This is a genomic window from Roseospira visakhapatnamensis (genome assembly GCF_014197915.1).
GTDB lineage: Bacteria > Pseudomonadota > Alphaproteobacteria > Rhodospirillales > Rhodospirillaceae > Rhodospira > Rhodospira visakhapatnamensis.
In genome coordinates this window covers 85,628-103,447 of record NZ_JACIGK010000001.1, presented here as the reverse complement: position 1 = coordinate 103,447, position 17,820 = coordinate 85,628, and the positions used below count along the sequence as shown (strand labels likewise).

Annotated in this window: 14 protein-coding genes; 6 read left to right on the top strand and 8 right to left on the bottom strand. The window is 70.2% G+C overall.

Features of this window, described 5'->3' with window-relative positions:
* Nucleotides 1–166: 166 nt before the first annotated feature.
* Nucleotides 167–1,915: a PAS domain-containing protein gene (locus GGD89_RS20465; protein WP_184042124.1), complete on the top strand. Its 1,749-nt coding sequence runs from the start codon at nucleotides 167–169 to the stop codon at nucleotides 1,913–1,915.
* Between the two features lie 114 nt (nucleotides 1,916–2,029).
* Here the strand turns inward: GGD89_RS20465 and GGD89_RS00420 are convergent, their stop codons facing one another.
* Together GGD89_RS00420 and GGD89_RS00415 are read right to left on the bottom strand one after the other, a co-directional pair.
* Entirely contained in the window at nucleotides 2,030–3,352 is a 1,323-nt protein-coding gene (locus GGD89_RS00420; protein ID WP_184042123.1) for a hypothetical protein, read from the bottom strand.
* Nucleotides 3,353–3,443: 91 nt separating this feature from the next.
* A complete protein-coding gene (locus GGD89_RS00415) occupies nucleotides 3,444–4,382 on the bottom strand; it encodes a TauD/TfdA family dioxygenase (RefSeq protein ID WP_184042122.1) in 939 nt (312 codons plus the stop codon).
* A gap of 330 nt (nucleotides 4,383–4,712) precedes the next feature.
* Between GGD89_RS00415 and GGD89_RS00410 the strand changes: the two genes are divergently transcribed.
* Both GGD89_RS00410 and GGD89_RS00405 read left to right on the top strand, forming a co-directional pair.
* Nucleotides 4,713–4,982: a hypothetical protein gene (locus tag GGD89_RS00410; RefSeq protein WP_184042121.1), complete on the top strand. Its 270-nt coding sequence runs from the start codon at nucleotides 4,713–4,715 to the stop codon at nucleotides 4,980–4,982.
* Between the two features lie 19 nt (nucleotides 4,983–5,001).
* Nucleotides 5,002–6,675: an acyl-CoA synthetase gene (locus GGD89_RS00405; protein WP_184042120.1), complete on the top strand. Its 1,674-nt coding sequence runs from the start codon at nucleotides 5,002–5,004 to the stop codon at nucleotides 6,673–6,675.
* Here the strand turns inward: GGD89_RS00405 and GGD89_RS00400 are convergent.
* From GGD89_RS00400 to GGD89_RS00385, 4 genes are all read right to left on the bottom strand, one after another.
* Nucleotides 6,672–7,970: a DUF2254 domain-containing protein gene (locus GGD89_RS00400; protein ID WP_184042119.1), complete on the bottom strand. Its 1,299-nt coding sequence runs from the start codon at nucleotides 7,968–7,970 to the stop codon at nucleotides 6,672–6,674. The two genes, GGD89_RS00405 and GGD89_RS00400, sit on opposite strands and share 4 nt — an antisense overlap.
* Before the next feature lie 68 nt (nucleotides 7,971–8,038).
* Nucleotides 8,039–10,876, bottom strand: a complete 2,838-nt coding sequence (gene polA, locus GGD89_RS00395; protein WP_184042118.1) for a DNA polymerase I — start codon at nucleotides 10,874–10,876, stop codon at nucleotides 8,039–8,041.
* A gap of 89 nt (nucleotides 10,877–10,965) precedes the next feature.
* Complete coding sequence (locus tag GGD89_RS00390; RefSeq protein WP_184042117.1) at nucleotides 10,966–11,379, bottom strand: hypothetical protein; 414 nt, start codon at nucleotides 11,377–11,379, stop codon at nucleotides 10,966–10,968.
* 167 nt (nucleotides 11,380–11,546) lie between these two features.
* Nucleotides 11,547–11,747: a zinc-finger domain-containing protein gene (locus GGD89_RS00385; RefSeq protein ID WP_184042116.1), complete on the bottom strand. Its 201-nt coding sequence runs from the start codon at nucleotides 11,745–11,747 to the stop codon at nucleotides 11,547–11,549.
* Between the two features lie 169 nt (nucleotides 11,748–11,916).
* Between GGD89_RS00385 and GGD89_RS00380 the strand changes: the two genes are divergently transcribed.
* Genes GGD89_RS00380 through GGD89_RS00370 form a run of 3 tightly spaced genes read left to right on the top strand, consistent with a single transcriptional unit; the run spans nucleotide 11,917 to nucleotide 14,700 of the window.
* A complete protein-coding gene (locus GGD89_RS00380; protein WP_184042115.1) occupies nucleotides 11,917–12,912 on the top strand; it encodes an ABC transporter ATP-binding protein in 996 nt (331 codons plus the stop codon).
* A gap of 22 nt (nucleotides 12,913–12,934) precedes the next feature.
* Entirely contained in the window at nucleotides 12,935–14,002 is a 1,068-nt protein-coding gene (locus GGD89_RS00375) for an alpha/beta fold hydrolase (RefSeq protein WP_184042114.1), read from the top strand.
* Between the two features lie 59 nt (nucleotides 14,003–14,061).
* Entirely contained in the window at nucleotides 14,062–14,700 is a 639-nt protein-coding gene (locus GGD89_RS00370) for a BON domain-containing protein (protein ID WP_184042113.1), read from the top strand.
* A 26-nt stretch (nucleotides 14,701–14,726) separates the two neighbouring features.
* Here GGD89_RS00370 and GGD89_RS00365 read toward each other — a convergent pair whose 3' ends face one another.
* Nucleotides 14,727–17,456: a sensor histidine kinase gene (locus tag GGD89_RS00365; RefSeq protein ID WP_184042112.1), complete on the bottom strand. Its 2,730-nt coding sequence runs from the start codon at nucleotides 17,454–17,456 to the stop codon at nucleotides 14,727–14,729.
* Nucleotides 17,453–17,815 carry a hypothetical protein gene (locus tag GGD89_RS00360; RefSeq protein WP_184042111.1) on the bottom strand — a complete coding sequence of 121 codons (363 nt, stop codon included), beginning with the start codon at nucleotides 17,813–17,815 and terminating at the stop codon, nucleotides 17,453–17,455. The genes GGD89_RS00365 and GGD89_RS00360 overlap by 4 nt, the downstream gene beginning before the upstream one ends.
* Nucleotides 17,816–17,820: the final 5 nt, after the last annotated feature.

The following is a 17,820-nucleotide window of genomic DNA, read 5'->3' as shown; positions in this document are numbered from 1 at the left end:
CGAGGCAAGGGGGGAGTCCAGCCCGGCAGGTGTTCGGGGTGGCGGCGCGGCGACCGCCCGTCTCGGGGACCCCATGCCGCATCTGGGGTGTCACGGCGCCCGGTTGGTGGCATAGTGACTGCACACCCGCCGGGTTTCCTGGGTCAACAACCGGACCACCGCCGCAGTGCCGCCACGTCCCCGCCTCGCCCTTCGCCTGGCCGCCACGCATGGCCTCCTGGCGTTCCTGATCGTGCTGCTCGTTGGCGGGTTCTTGCTGGCCCAGGATCGCTGGCGTCGCGACCGCCAGGACCTGCTCGACGAGTCCATCCCGCGCTTTTCCGACATGCTGGCCATCAGCCGTCTCGGCGATGTCCTGGCCGAGACCGCCGGCACCCTGGCCACCGCGCGCGACCGGGCCGAAAGGACACGCGCGGTGGCCAGCATGGCGGAGGCGCGCGCGGCCCTGGCGGCGCGCCTGTCGGATCTCAACGGGACGCGCCTGGAGCCCGCCACCCGCGAGCGGTTGCGGGCCGCGCTGACCGACATGGGCGCGGCGCTGGACAGCCTGGACGGCCTGGTCAGCCGCCGCTTCGATCTGCGCGACGCCACCGCCCGGGCGACGGCGCGCCTGGCCATCCTGGGCGACCTGCTGCCGGACCTGGAGAGGGACCTGCTGGCCGGGCGGACGCCGGAGGGACTGCCCGCCTTCCTCCTGCTGCGGGATCCCGTCAAGCCCGCCGGCCCGAGCGGGGGCCGCCAGGCGGCGGCCATTCGCGGCTGGGCCCGCAACGCCCAGGTGGCCGTGGGGATGATGCTGGCGGCCACCGGCGCGGCCAGCCCCAGCGACCTTGAGTACCTGTCGCTGCGCGCCGACGAATCGTTGCGCCGGGCGGCCTCGGCCATTCGTCGCTCGGGCCGGAGCGTGATTCCCCTGCTGGAGGCGCTTCAGGCCGAACTCACCGCCCTGGCGGTGGGCGCAGAGGGGCGCGATGGCGTGGTCCGCCTGAGTCAGCAGCGCCTGGGCGTGGAACAGAACACGCCGGCGGTGCTGGTCCGTGGCCGGCAGGCGTCCGATCGGCTGACCGCCGCCGTGGCCCAGGTCATCGCCGACCTGGAGCAGACCCAGGCGGTGCGCCGGGCCGGCCTGGAGCGCGAGGCGCTGCTGTGGCGCGGCGGGGCGGTGACGGTGGTGGCCGTCGGCCTGGGGGTGACGCTGTTTGGCCTGTGGCAGGTGTGGCGCGCGCTGGTGGTGCGCCTGCGCGCCCTGGTGCGCGCCACCCGCGCGGCCGGTGACGCGACGCCCCTGGCGCTGCCGCCCGGTGCCGATCGGACCGACGAACTGGGGGCGCTGATTCGCGCCGTGGCGGCCCTGGATGCCGAGCGGCGGCGCGTGGACCGGGCCCGCCATGACGGCGACGTCCAGGGGCGGCTTCTGCTGGCCGCGACGCCCGTGGCGCTGGTTCTGCTGGGCGGCGACGGCCGCGTGGAGGGCCTGAACGCGGCCGCGCAACGGCTGTTCGGCCAGGACGAGGCGGCGCTGTTGGGGCGCGCGCTGGAGGCCCTGTTCGACGAGGACACCACGGCGCGCCTGCGCCGCCGCCTGGACCATGCGTGCGACAGCAGGACGTCCGATACCAGGATGTCCGATACGGGGACGTCCGATACGGGGACGTCCGACACGGGGACGTCCAACACGGGCGGCGAGGGCGGGGACCCGGCACCGCTGGCCGGCCTGGGGCGGCATGCGGATGGTCGTCGCCTGCCCCTGGCGCTGTCGCTGGTGGCCGCGCCGCGTCCCGACGGCCTGGCGGTGGTGCTGGTGGCCCAGCCCCGGGAGGTCGCGCCTCCGGAGCCGGGCCCGCCGGCCCTCGCCAAGGCCGACGACGACCGCGACCCGACCCGATCCTCGGCGACGACCCACGACGCGTCCTGACGTCCCCTGCTCCTGAGACGACCCGTGCGACCGCTTCGTCCGGCGCGTGCCCCCGTGCCGCAACCTCGCGGCCGACAGGCGCCAGGGCTCATCCGTCGTCGGGCATGTGGTTGGCTATCCATACCGCGTCACAACGTAGGCCACCGTGCCGGCGCCCAGGCACAGAGCGTAGACCCCGTGCAGTCGCACGCTCGCCTGCCAGGGCGTCAGGCCGGAGGTGATGGCGGCGGTCATGGTCAGCACGGAAATGGGGGCAAGCAGCAGGGCCAACACAAAGCCGATCAGCCACACGGTGTATTCCGCCGCTGGTGGCAGACCCGTGCCGATTTGGGCGACAAGGGGATGAAGGATCCCGAACACCACCATCGGATGAACACCCAGCATGGCGATCCCCGCCATGGCCACCAGAATGACCGCCGGCAGCGCGGGGCGGAGCAGCCCCCCGGCGTCCGGCGCCCCCAGATCCGACGGCAGGGTCAGCCCGGACAGCGCCCAGGCCAACCAGCCTGTCGCCACGAACAGCATGATCTCCGGGGCCAGCCGCGCGGCCGACCGGTTCATGACGCCACGCAGGCCAGCAACCGCCCGGCGCCAGCGCCGACCGCGCCCTTGGAATCGCATCCACACCAAATAGGTCACCACGCCACTCCAGGCGATGGCGGGCAACAGCGACACACCGAGGCCGAGCAGCCCGATCAGAAGAATGGCCACCAGGACAGGGGCGGTCCAGTCGGTCGGCTCCGTCCGCTTCCGGTTGGGCGTGGCCTCGGCGAACGCGACCGACCCGTGCCGGAAGAGGCAACCCAAGGCGAAGGCGAACGCCGCCACCGGTCCCGTTGCCGAAAGGATGACCGGCAGTCCCAGGGTGGGATAGGCCGCCATCACCGCGGCAACCGACCCGGTGGTGGGCGCGAGCAGCATTGAGATCACGATCCCGCGGGACAGGGCGGCCGCCGCCGGCCGGGATCCGCCGGGCAAGGCACTGCCGTAGACCGGGATGGTGCCGAAACTGAGGCCGAAGGTGCTGACCGTGGCGCAGGCCAGCAGAGCCGGCACCCGCAGCCCGCCGCGCACACGCAGCAACGTCCGCGCCATCCATCGGTCCAGCCCGCCGGCTCGAAACAAGACGGCATAGAGCGGCATGCAGATCAGGAAGGCGGCCACGCCGGAAAAGCGCATCCCGGGCACAACCGCGTCCCACATCCCCTGCCCCGTCCCCACCAGCAAGGCGATGGTCACCGCCACCTGCGCCGCAGCGAAGCGCCCCGTCACCGTGCGCAGCACAGAGGGCAGGCTCGGCAGCAGGATGAGCAGCACGAGGCCCAGGACGATCAGGCCGATCCACGGCGCCGGCGCCTCGGCCAGCACCGTGGTTCCGGCCAGCAGCGCCAGCGCGAGCACCAGACGCAGGGTGGGGAACGATAAGGACGGAGCCATTTGCTTGATGACTGGAAGAACGACGACGCACCAGGATAACGCGAGGCTCGATAGACCGTGCACAGGTCCTCGCCGGATCGACAGGTCGTGTTCAGGTCGACGTGGCGTGGATCGGCGTACCCCTTCCCGCCAACACACTGGCGGGTGGCGCATGGAGTCGCGCGCGGATCAAGGCCCGCCCCGCATCGCGGAAGTCGGTCCGGGCATGGAGGGAGCGGCGGTTGTCCACCACGAGAAGCTGGTCCCGCATGGCCAGAAACGTGTGCTTGCTCGCCCGGTTCTCCACGAAGTCCGAGAAATAGGAGACGGCCCATCGACGGTCGTCCGTATCCAGCTCGGGAATGTCCGTGAAGCCATCTTCAATGCAATCGTATCGGTAGCGGACGGTGGACGATCCGCTGAGAATCGGCGCGGTCAAGGTCTTGGTGCGTTTGGAGAAGGCCGGCGGTGTCCGGAACGGAAAGATCGTGTCGCGCAGAAGGCGGAGGCAGGTCTCCCCGTCCTGTTCGTCGCGCAACTCCTCGATGGCGTCGGCCATGGACACGACGACGGATTCTCCGCCGCCATCGCCGGACTCTTTGACCACATAGAGACACAGGTACTTTTCTGGGTCGTAGGCGAACGCGGAGTCCGAGTGCAGCGGACAGCGACCGACCTTTTCCGAAAACGTGAGTTTGCGCGGCCCGCCTTGAAGACCGTCCCGGCTCTTGACCTCCCACAGGACTTTGCTGTCGTCATCATGCACTGTGATGAGCCCAACCTTATCCAACAGGGCCAACAGCAGCACGTCGCGCGCGGCCGACGGCATGTCGCCCAACCCCAGGGGACTCGTCACGGCGTAAGACATCTCGTCCACTTGATCGATGATCTGCCGGGCGAGGTCACGGGACTTGGGCCAGAGCCCGTCGACATCCGCCCCAATTCGGCAATAAATTTCGTAGGCATTCTCTCCGCGATCAATATGTCTCATGACCATATCTTGAACAGACTGAGGCGGATTCATTGAATCCGTGTCAATAAAGTGAATCATGCTACCCTCCATTTTATTAGAACAACAGATCTATGTGAGGATGATTGCTTTTTCTGGAGCATTCTTGTGTGATCGGCGCGGGATAGGGGTTCGGTCTTTGCTGATCGGCAACGACCGAATCCAGTGCGCCGCATGGATGTGCGACGGGCGTTAAAAAGTTAAAGCTGTTATCACCCAGATAACACCATCTAAACAGGTGGCCGCCAGCATGCAACCTTTATATGTGCATTACGATGATTTCAGGTCTCATGAACGGGGACCCTGCGGTTCCGACCGGGGCGTCGTGACGGAGAGCGAACCCGGCGGGCGGGCATGGATCGGGACACGTCTTTGGCTTGGCTTTCGGAAATGGACGGCCTGACCCCGGAGCGACGGGTGGACGCGGCGCGGGGTCTGGAGGCGCCGGCGCGACCTTCATGCTCGACAGCCATGCTCGACAGCCGCAAAAGGAGAGCGAACACTGGCGAGAGACCGTCGCGGAGCGCGCCGCGTCCCGAGGGCCTGGCGGTGGTGCTCATGGCCCAGCCCCGGGACGCCATGCCTCTGGAGCCGGCCCCGCCGGGCCGCGCCGAGGCCGACGACGACAGCGACCGGACCTGATTCTCGGAGACCACCCACGATGCTTCCTGACGCTCCCTGCTCCTGGGACGATCTGTGCACCCGTTTTGTCTGGCGCGTGCCCCAGCGCCTCAACATCGCGGCCGATGTCTGCGATCGCCATTGCGCCACGCCCGCCGGGGCGGCCGCCGTGGCGGTGATCGACCACGCCGCCGACGGGACCGTCCAGGCCTATCGGTTCGAGGACCTGCGCCGGCAGTCCAGCCGCCTCGCCAATGCCCTCGCCGGGCGCGACGTGCGGCCGGGCGACCGGGTGGCGGTGCTGCTGGGCCAGCAATGGGAGACCGCCGTCGCCCATGTGGCCATCCAGCGCCTGGGCGCGATCGCGGTGCCGCTGTTCACCCTGTTCGGCGGCGACGCCCTGACGTTCCGGCTGGCCGATTCGGGTGCGCGGGCGCTGATCACCGACGGTCCCGGCGCGGACCGGATCACCAGCCTGCCGGACCCGCTGCCCCATCTGTCCACCATCGTCTGCCTGGGGGGTGGCTCGGCCGCCGCCGCCGACCCGGCGCAACGCGTCATCGACTGGGGCGTCGCCCTGGCCGCCGCGCGGGACCGGCGGGCACCCGCCGACACCGGCGCCGATGACCCCGCGCTGATCATCTACACCTCGGGCACCACCGGAAAGCCGAAGGGGGCGCTGCACGCCCAGCGGGTGTTACGCGGGCATCTGCCGGGCGTGGAAGTGCCGCACCGCCTGTTCCCCAGGCCCGGAGACCTGTTCTGGACGCCGGCGGACTGGGCCTGGATCGGCGGGCTGCTGGACGTCCTGCTGCCCTCGCTGTACCACGGCGTGCCGGTGCTGGCCCATCGGGCCGCGAAGTTCGATCCCGAGGCGGCGCTCGCCCTGATGGCTCGCCACGGCGCGCGCAACGTGTTCCTGCCGCCGACGGCGTTGAAAATGCTGCGCCAGGTGCCCGACCCCCGGCGCTTCGGCTGCGCCCTGCGATCGGTGGGCTCGGGCGGCGAGACCCTGGGGGCCGGGCTGCTGGACTGGGGCCGCGACGCCCTGGGCGTGACCATCAACGAGTTCTATGGCCAGACCGAGTGCAATCTGGTGGTCGCCAACGGCGCCGACCTGTTCCCGGTGCGCCCCGGATCCATGGGCCGGCCGGTGCCCGGGCATCGGGTGGCGATTGTCGATCCGGTCACGGGGGCGCCGGTGGCGACGGGCGACCTGGGGTCCATCGCCGTGGCCCGGCCCGACCCGGTGATGTTCCTGGGCTACTGGAACAACCCCGAGGCCACGGCCGCCAGGTTCGTGGGCGACTGGCTGCTGACTGGCGATACCGGCCGCATGGACGAGGACGGCTACCTGTGGTTCGTGGGCCGGGACGACGACGTGATCACCTCGGCCGGCTACCGCATCGGCCCGGGTGAGATCGAGGACTGCCTCCTCAAGCATCCCGCCGTGGCCATGGTGGCCGTGGTCGGCGTGCCCGACCCGGTGCGCACCGAGATCGTCAAGGCGTTCGTGGTGCCGTCGCCCGGCGCGGTCGAGCAGGCGGGCGGCGAGGCGGCCCTGGCGGGCGCCCTGCGGGACTTCGCCAGGACCCACCATGCCGCCCATGCCTACCCGCGCGCGGTGGCGTTCCTGGAGGCCCTGCCCATGACCACCACGGGCAAGGTGATGCGGCGGGCGTTGCGGGACCGGGCGGCGGGCGGCGCGGGTTAGACCGGGCGGCGGCGCGAGGCCGCGCGCAGCAGGCGGGCCACCTCCCGCCGGTCGTGCCGGCCCTGGATGGTCCGCGTCGCATCGCTGGCGATCAGACGCAGGTGCATGGTCAGGATCGGCGCGTGACGCGGCAAGGCGATCCGGCGCAGCTTGCCCACCACCTCGATCAGGCGCAGCGTGACCAGCATGTTACCGCGACCCGCGCGCCGCAGCGGGTGCAGCGCCACGCCGATGATGTCCTTGATCTCAAGGATCGGCATCCAGACACGCGGGGTTCCCGCCTCGTCGCGGTGCAGGGCGGAGGGCACCCCGCGTTGCAGGATCATGGCCAGCGACCCCGACAGGTGGTCGATGGCGCCGAGCGCCGTGTAGCTGTCGTTGATGCCCGGGGACAGGGCCCGGAGGGCGATCTCGACGCCCAGGTGGATGTGGAACTTGATGTCGCCGCCCGGCGCCCGGGCATCCGCGAGCAGGATGGCGCGCCGGACATCGTCCTCGGTGCAGCGATCCGAGCAGGCGACCAGTTCGGCCATGGTCTCGCCGGCGACCACGTAGTCCCCTAGGTGGGCGCTCATGGTGATGAATCCACCGGCCTGGAGGGCCAGGCGCTTGAGGTCCGGGATGTCCACCGCCGTGATGTATCCGGGCGCGGTGGCCGCGACCGTCCGTGTCGGACCGGTGGGAATCCTGTACGCCTCGCCGTCGGCCTCGGGCGTCTCCTTGACGAGCAGCCGGTCGATGGATCGCCGCAGGGCGTGCTGCGTGCGGGCGATCTCGTTGTCCACCTTGACGCTGCGGGCGGCGTCGTTCACGAAGTAGATGAGGGAAAACAGGCTGACGGTCACCAGGACGATGGCGACCGCCACGGAAATCTTGGGAACCTCCGACTCGCCGACAATGTAGAGGACGATAAGGGCGTACAGGAAACTGGCGGCGAACAACCCGATGGTGATCTGGTTCACTCGGTTGTTCGTGAAGTTCTCCAGAAGGCGCGGGCCGATGTTCGCGGCCGCCAGGGTGAACACCACCAGCGTCAGGGAATAGACCAGGCTGATGACGGTCATGGTGGCGCCGGCGATCGTCGACAGGACGGAGCGCGCGCCCGCCGCGTCGATGTCGAGGATCTGGACCCATGTCTCGAAGGAGTCCGGCACCAGGGTCCGGTCCACCCATACCGCCAGCACCGCCAGCACGACGCCCAGCAGCGCGATCACCGAGGGGATGAACAGGAAGCCACTGACCAGGCGTTGCAGGACCACGACCAGCGGTCCGGGAACCAGATAGCGCCGCACCATGGATCCGGGGGTCCTCCTGGCGGGCCGTCATCCCGGGGGACCGCGATGACGGAAACGGAAACGGGTCGTCAGTGCGCGTCGGCCCAGGTGGGCGCGACGCCGGTGTCCACAACCAGAGGCACGGACAGCGCCGCCGCGCCGGCCATGACGTGCCGCGCCACCTCGGCGGTGCGCTCGGCCTCGGCCTCGGGGGCCTCCAGGATCAGTTCGTCGTGGACCTGAAGCAGCAGCCGCGCCGACAGCCCGGCCTCGGTCAGGGCCGACGGCAGGCGGATCATGGCGCGCTTGATGATGTCGGCCGCGCCGCCCTGGATGGGCGCGTTGATGGCCGCGCGCTCGGCCAGGCCCTTCATGTTGGGGTTCTTGTCGGTGATCCCGGGGGTCCAGCACTTGCGGCCGAACAGGGTGCGGACGAAGCCGTGCTGGCGGGCTTCCGCCTTGGTGGCCTCCATGTAGGTCAGGATCTCCGGGAACTCCTTGAAGTAGGCGTCGATGAACGCCTGCGCCTCGCCCCGGGGAATGGACAGTTGCCGGGCCAGCCCGAAGGCCGAGATGCCGTAGATGATCCCGAAGTTGATGGCCTTGGCGCGCCGCCGCAGCATCGGGTCCATGCCCTCCACGGGGGCGCCGAACATGCGGCTGGCGGTGATGGCGTGGATGTCGGCGCCGTGGTGGAAGGCATCCTTCAGCGCCTTGATGTCGGCCACGTGGGCCACCAGGCGCAGCTCGATCTGGGAATAGTCGGCGCTGATCAGCCGGTGCCCGGGCTCGGCGACGAAGGCCCCGCGGATGCGCCGGCCCTCCTCGGTGCGGATGGGGATGTTCTGGAGGTTGGGGTCGTTGGACGACAGCCGCCCGGTGGACGTGCCCGTCAGGCCGAAGGTGGTGTGCACCCGGCCGGTGTCGGGGTTGATGTCCTCCACCAGGGCATCGGTGTAGGTGCTTTTCAGCTTGGCGAACTGGCGCCAGTCCAGCACCCGGGCCGGCAGGTCGTGGCCCTGCGCGGCCAGATCCTCCAGCACGTCGGCGCCGGTGGACTTGGCGCCGGTCTTGGCGCTCTTGCGGCCCGACTCCAGGCCCATCTCGTCGAACAGCACCGTTGCCAACTGCTTGGGGGAGCCGATGTTGAACGGATGCCCGGCCAGGCGGTGAACCTCCGCCTCCAGGTCGGCGATGCGCTGGGCGAAGGTCCGCGACAGGGCGCGCAACACCAGGGGGTCCACCTTGACCCCGGCCTGTTCCATGGTGGTCAGCAGCGGCACCAGGGGCCGGTCGAGGGTCTCGTAGACGGCGACCATGCGCTCGTCGAGCAGGCGCGGCTTCAGCAGCCGGTGCAGGCGGAGGGTGTAGTCCGCGTCCTCGGCCGCATAGGTCAGCGCCTGGTCGAGGGGGACCCGGTCGAAGGTAATCTGGGCCTTGCCGCTGCCGCAAACCGCCTTGAAGGGAATCATGGTGTGCTCGAAATGGCGCCGCGCCAGGTCGTCCAGGCCATGCCCCCCGGGTCCCTGGCCGGTGCCGTCCAGCACGTAGGACAGCACCATGGTGTCGTCGACGGGCGTCACCTCCAGGCCGACCCGGGCCAGAATGTGCAGATCGTACTTGATGTTGTGGCCGACCTTGAGGACCCCGGGATCGCGCAGCAGGTCGCGGAGGCCGGCGACGCAGGTGTCCAGGGGCAGTTGCCGGGGCGCCTCCCCCGGATCGATGGTTCCGCCGCCGCCGCCGCCGTCCAGGTCCAGTTGCCCGCTGTCGGCCGCCGCGCGATGGCCCAGCGGGATGTAGCAGGCCCGGCCCGGCGCCACCGCCAGGGAGATCCCCACCAGACCGGCGCGCATGGCCGACAGGGCGTCGGTCTCGGTGTCGATGGCCATCACACCGGCCGCCTGGGCCTCGGCCACCCAGGCGCGCAGGGTCTCGGCATCCTGCACCAGCGTGTACGCGGCCTCGGCGGCGCGCGCCTCGGCCAGCGGATCGGGCGCCGCGCCCTGGTCCTCGCCGGGGGTGGGGATCAGGGTGCCCTCGACCTTGGCCAGCAGCGACTTGAAGCCGTTGTCCATCAGGAAGGCCCGCAGGGCATCGCCCTCGGGGGCCTTGCGGCCGAAGCCGTCCAGCGGCGCCGGCACGTCCACGTCGTCGCGCAAGGTCACCAGATCGCGGGACAGGCGGGCCTGATCAGCGAAGTCCGTCAGGTTCTGGCGGCGCTTGGGCTGTTTGATCTCGCCCGCGCGGGCCAGCAGCGTGTCCAGGTCGCCGTACTCGGTGATCAACTGCGCGGCGGTCTTGACGCCGATCCCCGGCACGCCGGGCACGTTGTCGGAGGCATCGCCGGCCAGCGCCTGGACGTCCACCACCTTGTCGGGGCCGACGCCGAACTTCTCGCGCACCTCGTCCGGGCCGATGGGACGGTTCTTCATGGGGTCCAGCAGGGCCACTCCGTCGCCCACCAACTGCATCAGGTCCTTGTCGGAGGACACCACGGTTACCGCGATGCCCTTTTCCCGGGCCTGTCGGGCATAGGTGGCGATCAGGTCATCGGCCTCGAAGCCCTCCATCTCCACGCAGGCCACGTTGAAGGCCCGCACCGCCTCGCGGATCACCGGGAACTGCGGCACCAGATCCTCGGGCGCGTCGGGGCGGTGGCCCTTGTAGTCCGGATGGAGGTCGTTGCGAAACGTGCGCCGGCCCTTGTCGAAGATCACCGCGACGTGTTCGGCGTCCATGTCCGCCAGCAGTTTCATGAGCATGGTGGTCACGCCATAGACCGCGTTCACCGGCGTGCCGTCCGGCCGCGTCATGGGCGGCAGGCTGTGATAGGCCCGGAAGATGTAGCCGGAGCCGTCCACCAGGGTGAGGCGGTCAGGAGAAGTGGCGTCGCTGGCGGGGGCGGTCGTGTCAGGGGCGGTCATCTCATCTCCCGTGGGCTCCAGACGGGTGGTGCGGTACCCGACCGACGCATAACGCCGTGACGGCCAGAGAGAAATCAAGTCCACCCGGCTCAGGTCGGTTCGCGCATCTTCAAGTCCGCGATCCGCTTGAGGGTCTTTCGCTCGAATGCCGTAAAGTTCACGCACCTTCGGTAGAGGCGGTGCGCCCGCCAGGCAATGAACACGGTCGCGAACACGACAGCCGTGTGAACGAGAAGCTGGAGTTCAGGATACGGCAGACCGTGTGATCGAGCAAACGCCAGACTTCGCGTGACCGAGTAATCGAAGTCAGTCAGATACCACAATGCCGCAATTGCGACGATACCGTGGTTAACCAGAAGGGAAAGGGCTTGAAATCCCATATATATGATAAATATCAGGAGGATATCTGCTGCAAGACGAGCGCCTAGGACTCCGCTTGATCGAACCAGTCGCACCTCGTCCAGGGTCTTCTGGAGGGATTTTAATTTATCTTCATTGCCCATAACATGCTCACCATGGCTGCGCCGACGCCGTCAGGTGCACGAGCCTTTACTCTGATCTTTTAGGGCACGTTCGCGCGCGTTGAGTGTGATGCTTGCTAAAGTTGTGCGCGCACCCAAGAATCGTTCCCGACGCAAGAAGCAGCCATTCAGGATCAGGCGTCTTGAGCTTAATGCGCGTTGGCCAGGGCCGCCTTGGTGGTCAGCGCGAACTGGCGGGAGCAATAGGGGCAGATCACCGAGTCCTGCCCCGGCTTGATGTGCAGGTACACCCGGGGATGGCCCAGGGTGACGCCGATGCCGTCACACACGACGGCGGGGCTGTCCACCACCACGGTTTCGGTGACGGGAAAGGTGGGAACGTGCTCCATCGCGCGGCTCCTCGACTTTTTGGGGGGGCGCCCTATGTTGAAAGGCGGGTCTTGCCCGGATGATACCCGCCGCCGCCGTCCGTGCAACACCCCCCATGAGATCGGCCCCCATGAGATGGGTCGCCCGCTCGCGGAGCCCCACGCCCTCCGTCCCCGGAAAAGGTCCGCCATGCCTGCCTTCGCCCGCGCCCCCGAGGCGCCCCGCCACCCGGACAACGCCATCGAGATCGAGGGCCTGACCAAGGTCTACCGGCCGAGCGCCGGCCAGGGGGCCAAGACGGCGCTGGAGGACGTGTCGCTGACCATCCCGCGCGGCGGCTTCTTCGCCCTGCTGGGGCCGAACGGGGCCGGCAAGTCGACGCTGATCAACATCATGGCCGGGCTGGTGCTGAAGACCACCGGCACGGTGCGTATCTGGGGTCATGACATCGACCGCGAGGACCGCCAGGCGCGCTGCGCCATCGGCATCGTGCCGCAGGAACTGAACCTGGACCCGTTCTTCACCCCCCGGGAGTTGCTGGAGGTGCAGGCCGGCATGTACGGCGTGCCCAAGCGCGAGCGCCGCACCCTGGAGATCCTGGACGCCGTGGGTCTGGCCGACAAGGCCGACGCCTACGCCCGCACCCTGTCGGGCGGCATGCGCCGGCGCCTGCTGGTGGCCAAGGCCATGGTGCACACGCCGCCGATCCTGGTGCTGGACGAGCCCACCGCCGGCGTGGACATCGAACTGCGCCAGCAGCTCTGGTCCTATGTGAAGGACCTGAACGCGCGCGGCACCACCATCCTGCTGACCACCCATTACCTGGAAGAGGCCGAGACGCTTTGCGACCGCACGGCCATCATCCACCGGGGCACGGTGGCCGCCTGCGACACCACCCGCAACCTGCTGGGTCGGCTGGACTGCAAGACGCTGATCGTCACCGTCGACGGCGGGCCGCTGTCCGATCCGCTGCCGGCGCCGCTGGCGGCCCTGGAGGCCATGGTGCGCGGCCCAGACCAGGTGGAAGTGCGCTACAAGCCCAGCGAGACCACGGTGGGCGCGGTCCTGGACGCCTTTCGGGCCGCCGACCTGGACATCCGCGATCTGGTGACCGAGGAAACGGACCTGGAGGACATCTTCCTGCAGTTGACCCGGGATGGCGTGGGCGCGACGGCCGCCGCGTGACGACGTGGGAGACGGAACCCCGATGACCTGGCGCCGGCGGGACGTCCTGGCCGCGAGCGTGGGCGCGCTGGCCCTGCTCGCCGGCTGTGCCCCGCGCCTGCAACCGCCGGGACCGGGACTCCGTCCGGGCGGGCCGCCGCCGCGCCTGGACGGCGACGGTCACGCGGTGATGCGCGACGGTCTCCGGCTGCCGCTGCGCCGCTGGACGCGGGGCGCCGGCGATCCGGCCGTGGTGCTGATCGCCCTGCACGGGTTCAACGACTATGGCCATGCCTTCGCCGAGGCCGGCCCGTTCCTGGCCAACCGGGGCATCGCCGTCTGGGCCCCCGACCAGCGCGGCTTCGGCGACACGCCCCATCGCGGCCTGTGGGCGGGCACGGCGCGGTTGACCAACGATCTGCGCGACCTGGTCGCCCTGGCCCGCCAGACGTATCCGCGTGCCCGGGTGCTGGTGCTGGGCGAGAGCATGGGCGGCGCGGTCGTGCTGGCGACGTTGGGGGCTCCGGTCGATCCCGCGCGGGTCGATGGCGCGGTCCTGGTGGCGCCGGCCGTCTGGGGCGCCGAGGGCCGGCCCCTGCTGGCCCGCCTGCTGATGCCCCTGGTCAGCCATGCCATTCCCTGGATGACCTTCACCGGCGAGGGCCTGGACATCTGGCCGTCCGACAACCGGGACTGGCTGCTCCACCTGTCCCGGGATCCGCTGACCCTCAAGGAAACCCGCGTCGATGCCGTCGCCGGCCTGTTCGACCTGATGGACGCCGCGCACGCGGCGCTCCCCCGCGTCGCGGCGCCGGTGCTGGTGATGCTGGGCGAGAACGACCACCTGGTGCCCATCGACGCCACCCTGCCGGCGATGCGGGCGCTGGTCGGCGAGGGGCGCGATCCCCTGCGCCGCCCGGCCCTGTACCGCGACGGCTGGCACATGTTGTTGCGCGACCTGTCGGGGGTGCTGGCCCTGGAGGACATCATCGCCTGGGTGCGCGATCCCCGTGCCCCGCTGCCCTCCGGCGCCGACACCCAGGCCCGCGCCCTGCTGGCCGGCGACCTCACCCTGTCGCCGCGCGAGACACCGGCCTGGCCGGCGTATTGAAAGCGCCGCCCGATCGGTCATACTCAAGGGGCCGGCACGAACGGGGGCGGGGAGAGCCGATGGAACGGCGGAAGCGGTGTTACGCGACCGGGATCCTGATCCTGGCAAGCGGTCTGTGCGGCGGGCTGGCCGCCTGTTCACCTGCGGGCCTGGCGGTCGGCGCCGGGGCCAGCATGGCCACGGCGGCCACCGAGGAACGGGGCCTGAGCGGGTACGCCGACGACGCCGCCATCCAGTTGGCCATCAATCAGCTCTGGCTCGACCATGACTCCGACCTGTTCCTGGCCGCCGACATCACCGTGCGCGAGGGCCGGGTGCTGCTGACCGGCGAGGTGCCGCGTCCCGAGCATCGGGTGGAGGCGGCGCGGCTGGCCTGGCGGGCCGAGGGCGTGCGCGCGGTGATCAACGAACTCCGCGTGGACGACACCGCCACCCTGGTGGACGCCGCCGCCGACGCGGCCATCGCCCAGAAGCTGAAGGCACGCCTTTTGCTGGACGAGAAGGTGCGCTCCATCAACTACAGCGTCGATGTGGTCAACGGCACTGTCTACCTGCTGGGCGTGGCCCAGTCGCGGGACACCCTGGACCGCGCCATCGCCTATGCCCGCGACATGCGCGGGGTCCGCGAGGTGGTCGCCCACGTGCGCATCAAGGACCAGCCCACGGCCGACGCCGACCGCGCGCGGCCGTTGCTGTAGACGGGCCTTTCCGTTCGGCGGTCCGATCACACCGGCAGCCCGGGCATCTCCGCGCGCGTCTGGCGTGCCGACACCTCCATGGGCAGGGTGACCCGGAAGCGGGCGCCGTCGCCATCCCCGTCGGCGGGCTCCAGGGTCAGTTCGCCGCCCATGCGGTGCATGATGCCCCGGCTGATGGCCAGCCCCAGGCCGGCCCCCTTGCCGGCGGCGCGCGTCCAACTGGCGGAGAACAGCGAGAAGATGCGCTCGCGGGCGTCGTCCGGCACGCCGGGGCCGTTGTCGGTGATGGTCGCCTCGTACACCCCGTCGCGGTCCCGGCTGTCCACGGTGATGGTCACCACCGCCTTGTCGTTGTGGCGCACGGCGTTGGACAGCAGGTTGATGAACACCTGACGGAGCCGGTCCGGATCGGCCCGCACCCGGGCGCCCGTGGCGCGGGCGCGGCGCACGGTGCGCACGGGAACCTCGCCGCTGAGCCCCTCGCAGGCGTCCAGGGTGCGGTCGAGCACGGCGTCCGGGTCGATCGTGTCCATGGACACCGGGATCTCGCCCTGCTCCACCACCCGCAGGTCCAGGATGTCGTCGAGCAGCCGCGTCAGGCGGATGCATTCGTCATGGATGATGGCCACGAAGCGGCGCGCCTGATCGGAGTCCAGGGTCTCGGTGTAGCGCAGGATTTCCGCGAACGAGCGGATGGCGGTCATGGGCGTGCGCACCTCGTGGCTCACCTGGCTGAGGAAGTCGTCCTTCTGGCGGTCCAGCTCGCGAAGCTGGTCGTTGGCCTCGCGGAGCCGCCGGGCCGTGACCTCCAGTTCCGCCGACTTGCGCTCCAGCGCCTGGCTGGTGCGCATGATGCGCGCGGTTTCGTCGGCGATGGACACCAGTTCGTCGATGCTGATCACCTCGCGGCCGGCGATCTGCGACACCATGGCCCGCGCCGAGGCGGCGCCGACGCTGCCGGCCAGGCGCCGTTCCAGGTCGCCCACCAGGTCCTCGGTGGGGCGGGGCAGGCCCTTGGCGATGCCCTGGCGGCGGGCGAAGGCGTCGAACAGGTCGCGGGCCGGCTCGGCTCCCAGGATGCGCTGGGCCAGGATGAACAGGTCCTCGCTGGTGGCCGGGCGCTGGAACTGGGGCCGCTCGCCGGCGTCGGCGCCGCCCCGGAAGACGTCCACGAAGCGGGTCGCCTGCAACCATTCCAGCGGCTTGGGTTCCCGGCTGAGCGAGCCCAGGACCAAGAGAAGCACGTTGACCAAGAGGCTCCAGAAGGTGGCGTGCACCAGCGGGTCCCAGCCGTCCAGGCCCAGCAGCGCCTGGGGCCGCAAGGCCGTCAGGCCCCACGGGCCGTCCCGCAGCACCGCCGCGCCCAACGGACTGGCCTCGCCCAGGCTGGGCACGGCCAGGGTGTACATCCAGGTCAGGAAGCCGCCGCACAGGCCCCACAGCGCGCCGCGCTTGTTGGCCAGCGGCCAGTACAGGCCGCCGATGACACTGGGCAGGAACTGGGCCACGCCGACGAAGGCGATGAGGCCGATGGCCGCTAGCGCGTCGGACTGCGCGCTGCCCTGGAAGTAGAGGAACCCGAACAAGAGGATGGTGCCGATGGCGGCGCGCCGGCTGGTCAGCAGCAGGCGGCGCACGTCGCCGCTGGTGCGGGTGCGCCTCCGCGACAGGCGAAGCGCCAGGGGGGCGACGATGTGGTTGGACACCATGGTCGATAGCGCGATGCTGGAGACGATGATCATGGACGTGGCCGACGAGAACCCGCCCAGGAACACCAGCAGCGCCAGCCAGTCGGCTTCGGCCGCCAGCGGGATGGTGAGCACGAACATGTCCGGGTCCGCGCCCTCGGGCATCAGGGTCATGCCGCTGATGGCGACGGGCAGGATGAACACGCAACTGAGCAGCAGATAGGTGGGGAACAGCCACGAGGCGGTGGCCAGGTGGCGCTCGTTCTCGTTCTCCACCACGATCACCTGGAACTGGCGGGGCAGGCAGACGATGGCCGCCGCCGACAGCACGATCAACGTGATCCAGCGCGGCCCGAACACCTCGTCCGAGGCCAGGAAGTCCGGCGGCACGGCGGCGAACAGCGCGGCCGGGTTGTCCCACAGGCCGAAGACGACGAACCCTCCCACGGCCAGCAGCGCGACCAGCTTGACCAGGGCCTCCAGGGCGATGGCCGCGACCACGCCGTGATGGCGCTCGTTGGCGTCCACGTTGCGGGTGCCGAACAGGATGGTGAAGGCGGCCATGCCCACGGCCACCCAGAAGCCGACGCGGACGTCCAGGTTGTCCAGCGGCAGCCCGGCGATGACCTGATAGCTGGTGGTCACGGCCTTGAGCTGGAGGGCGATATAGGGGGTGGCGGCGGCCACGGCGATGATCGTGACCAGGGCGCCCAGGGCCTCGCTCTTGCCGAAGCGCGACGAGATCAGGTCGGCGATGGAGGTGATGCGCTGGGTGCGGCCGATGCGCACCAGCTTGCGCAGGAACAGCCACCAGCCGACGAACACCAGGGTCGGCCCCAGGTAGATGGTGGCGAACTCCAGTCCACCCCGGGCCGCCGAGCCGACGGCGCCGTAAAACGTCCAGGAGGTGCAGTACACCGAGATGGACAGGGTGTAGACCAGCGACGAGCGCAGCCAGGCGAAGGACCCGCGCCGCGCCCGCTGATCGCCCAGATAGGCCACGCCGAACAGCAGGGCGACGTAGGCCAGGGCCGCGACCAGGGCGAACTCCACCGCCTGGGGTGTCATGCCCGTGTCTCCCGGCAGGAGTCGTTCTTGGCGCCGGTGCCGGTGATGGCGTCGGCGTTGTTGTCGGGGGCGGTGTTCTCGGCCGCCGGGTCGTCGTCCCGGCACAGGCCGGCGGTCACGCGCGCCGTGGCCATCACCAGCAGCGCCCAGACGCCGAACACGTACAGCACGATGGACGGCACACCGGCGATCGGCGGCGCCGGCAGGGCCAGACCCACCAGCGGCGGCATCAGCAGCGCCGTCCCCAGCAGCGGCAAGGCGATGGCCACGTCCCGCCAGCGGCGCGGCGCGCCGCGCGGACCGGTGGGACCGGCGGGTGCGTCCGTCGCCGTGGCGCCGCCCGACGCGGGAGAGGGCATGGTGG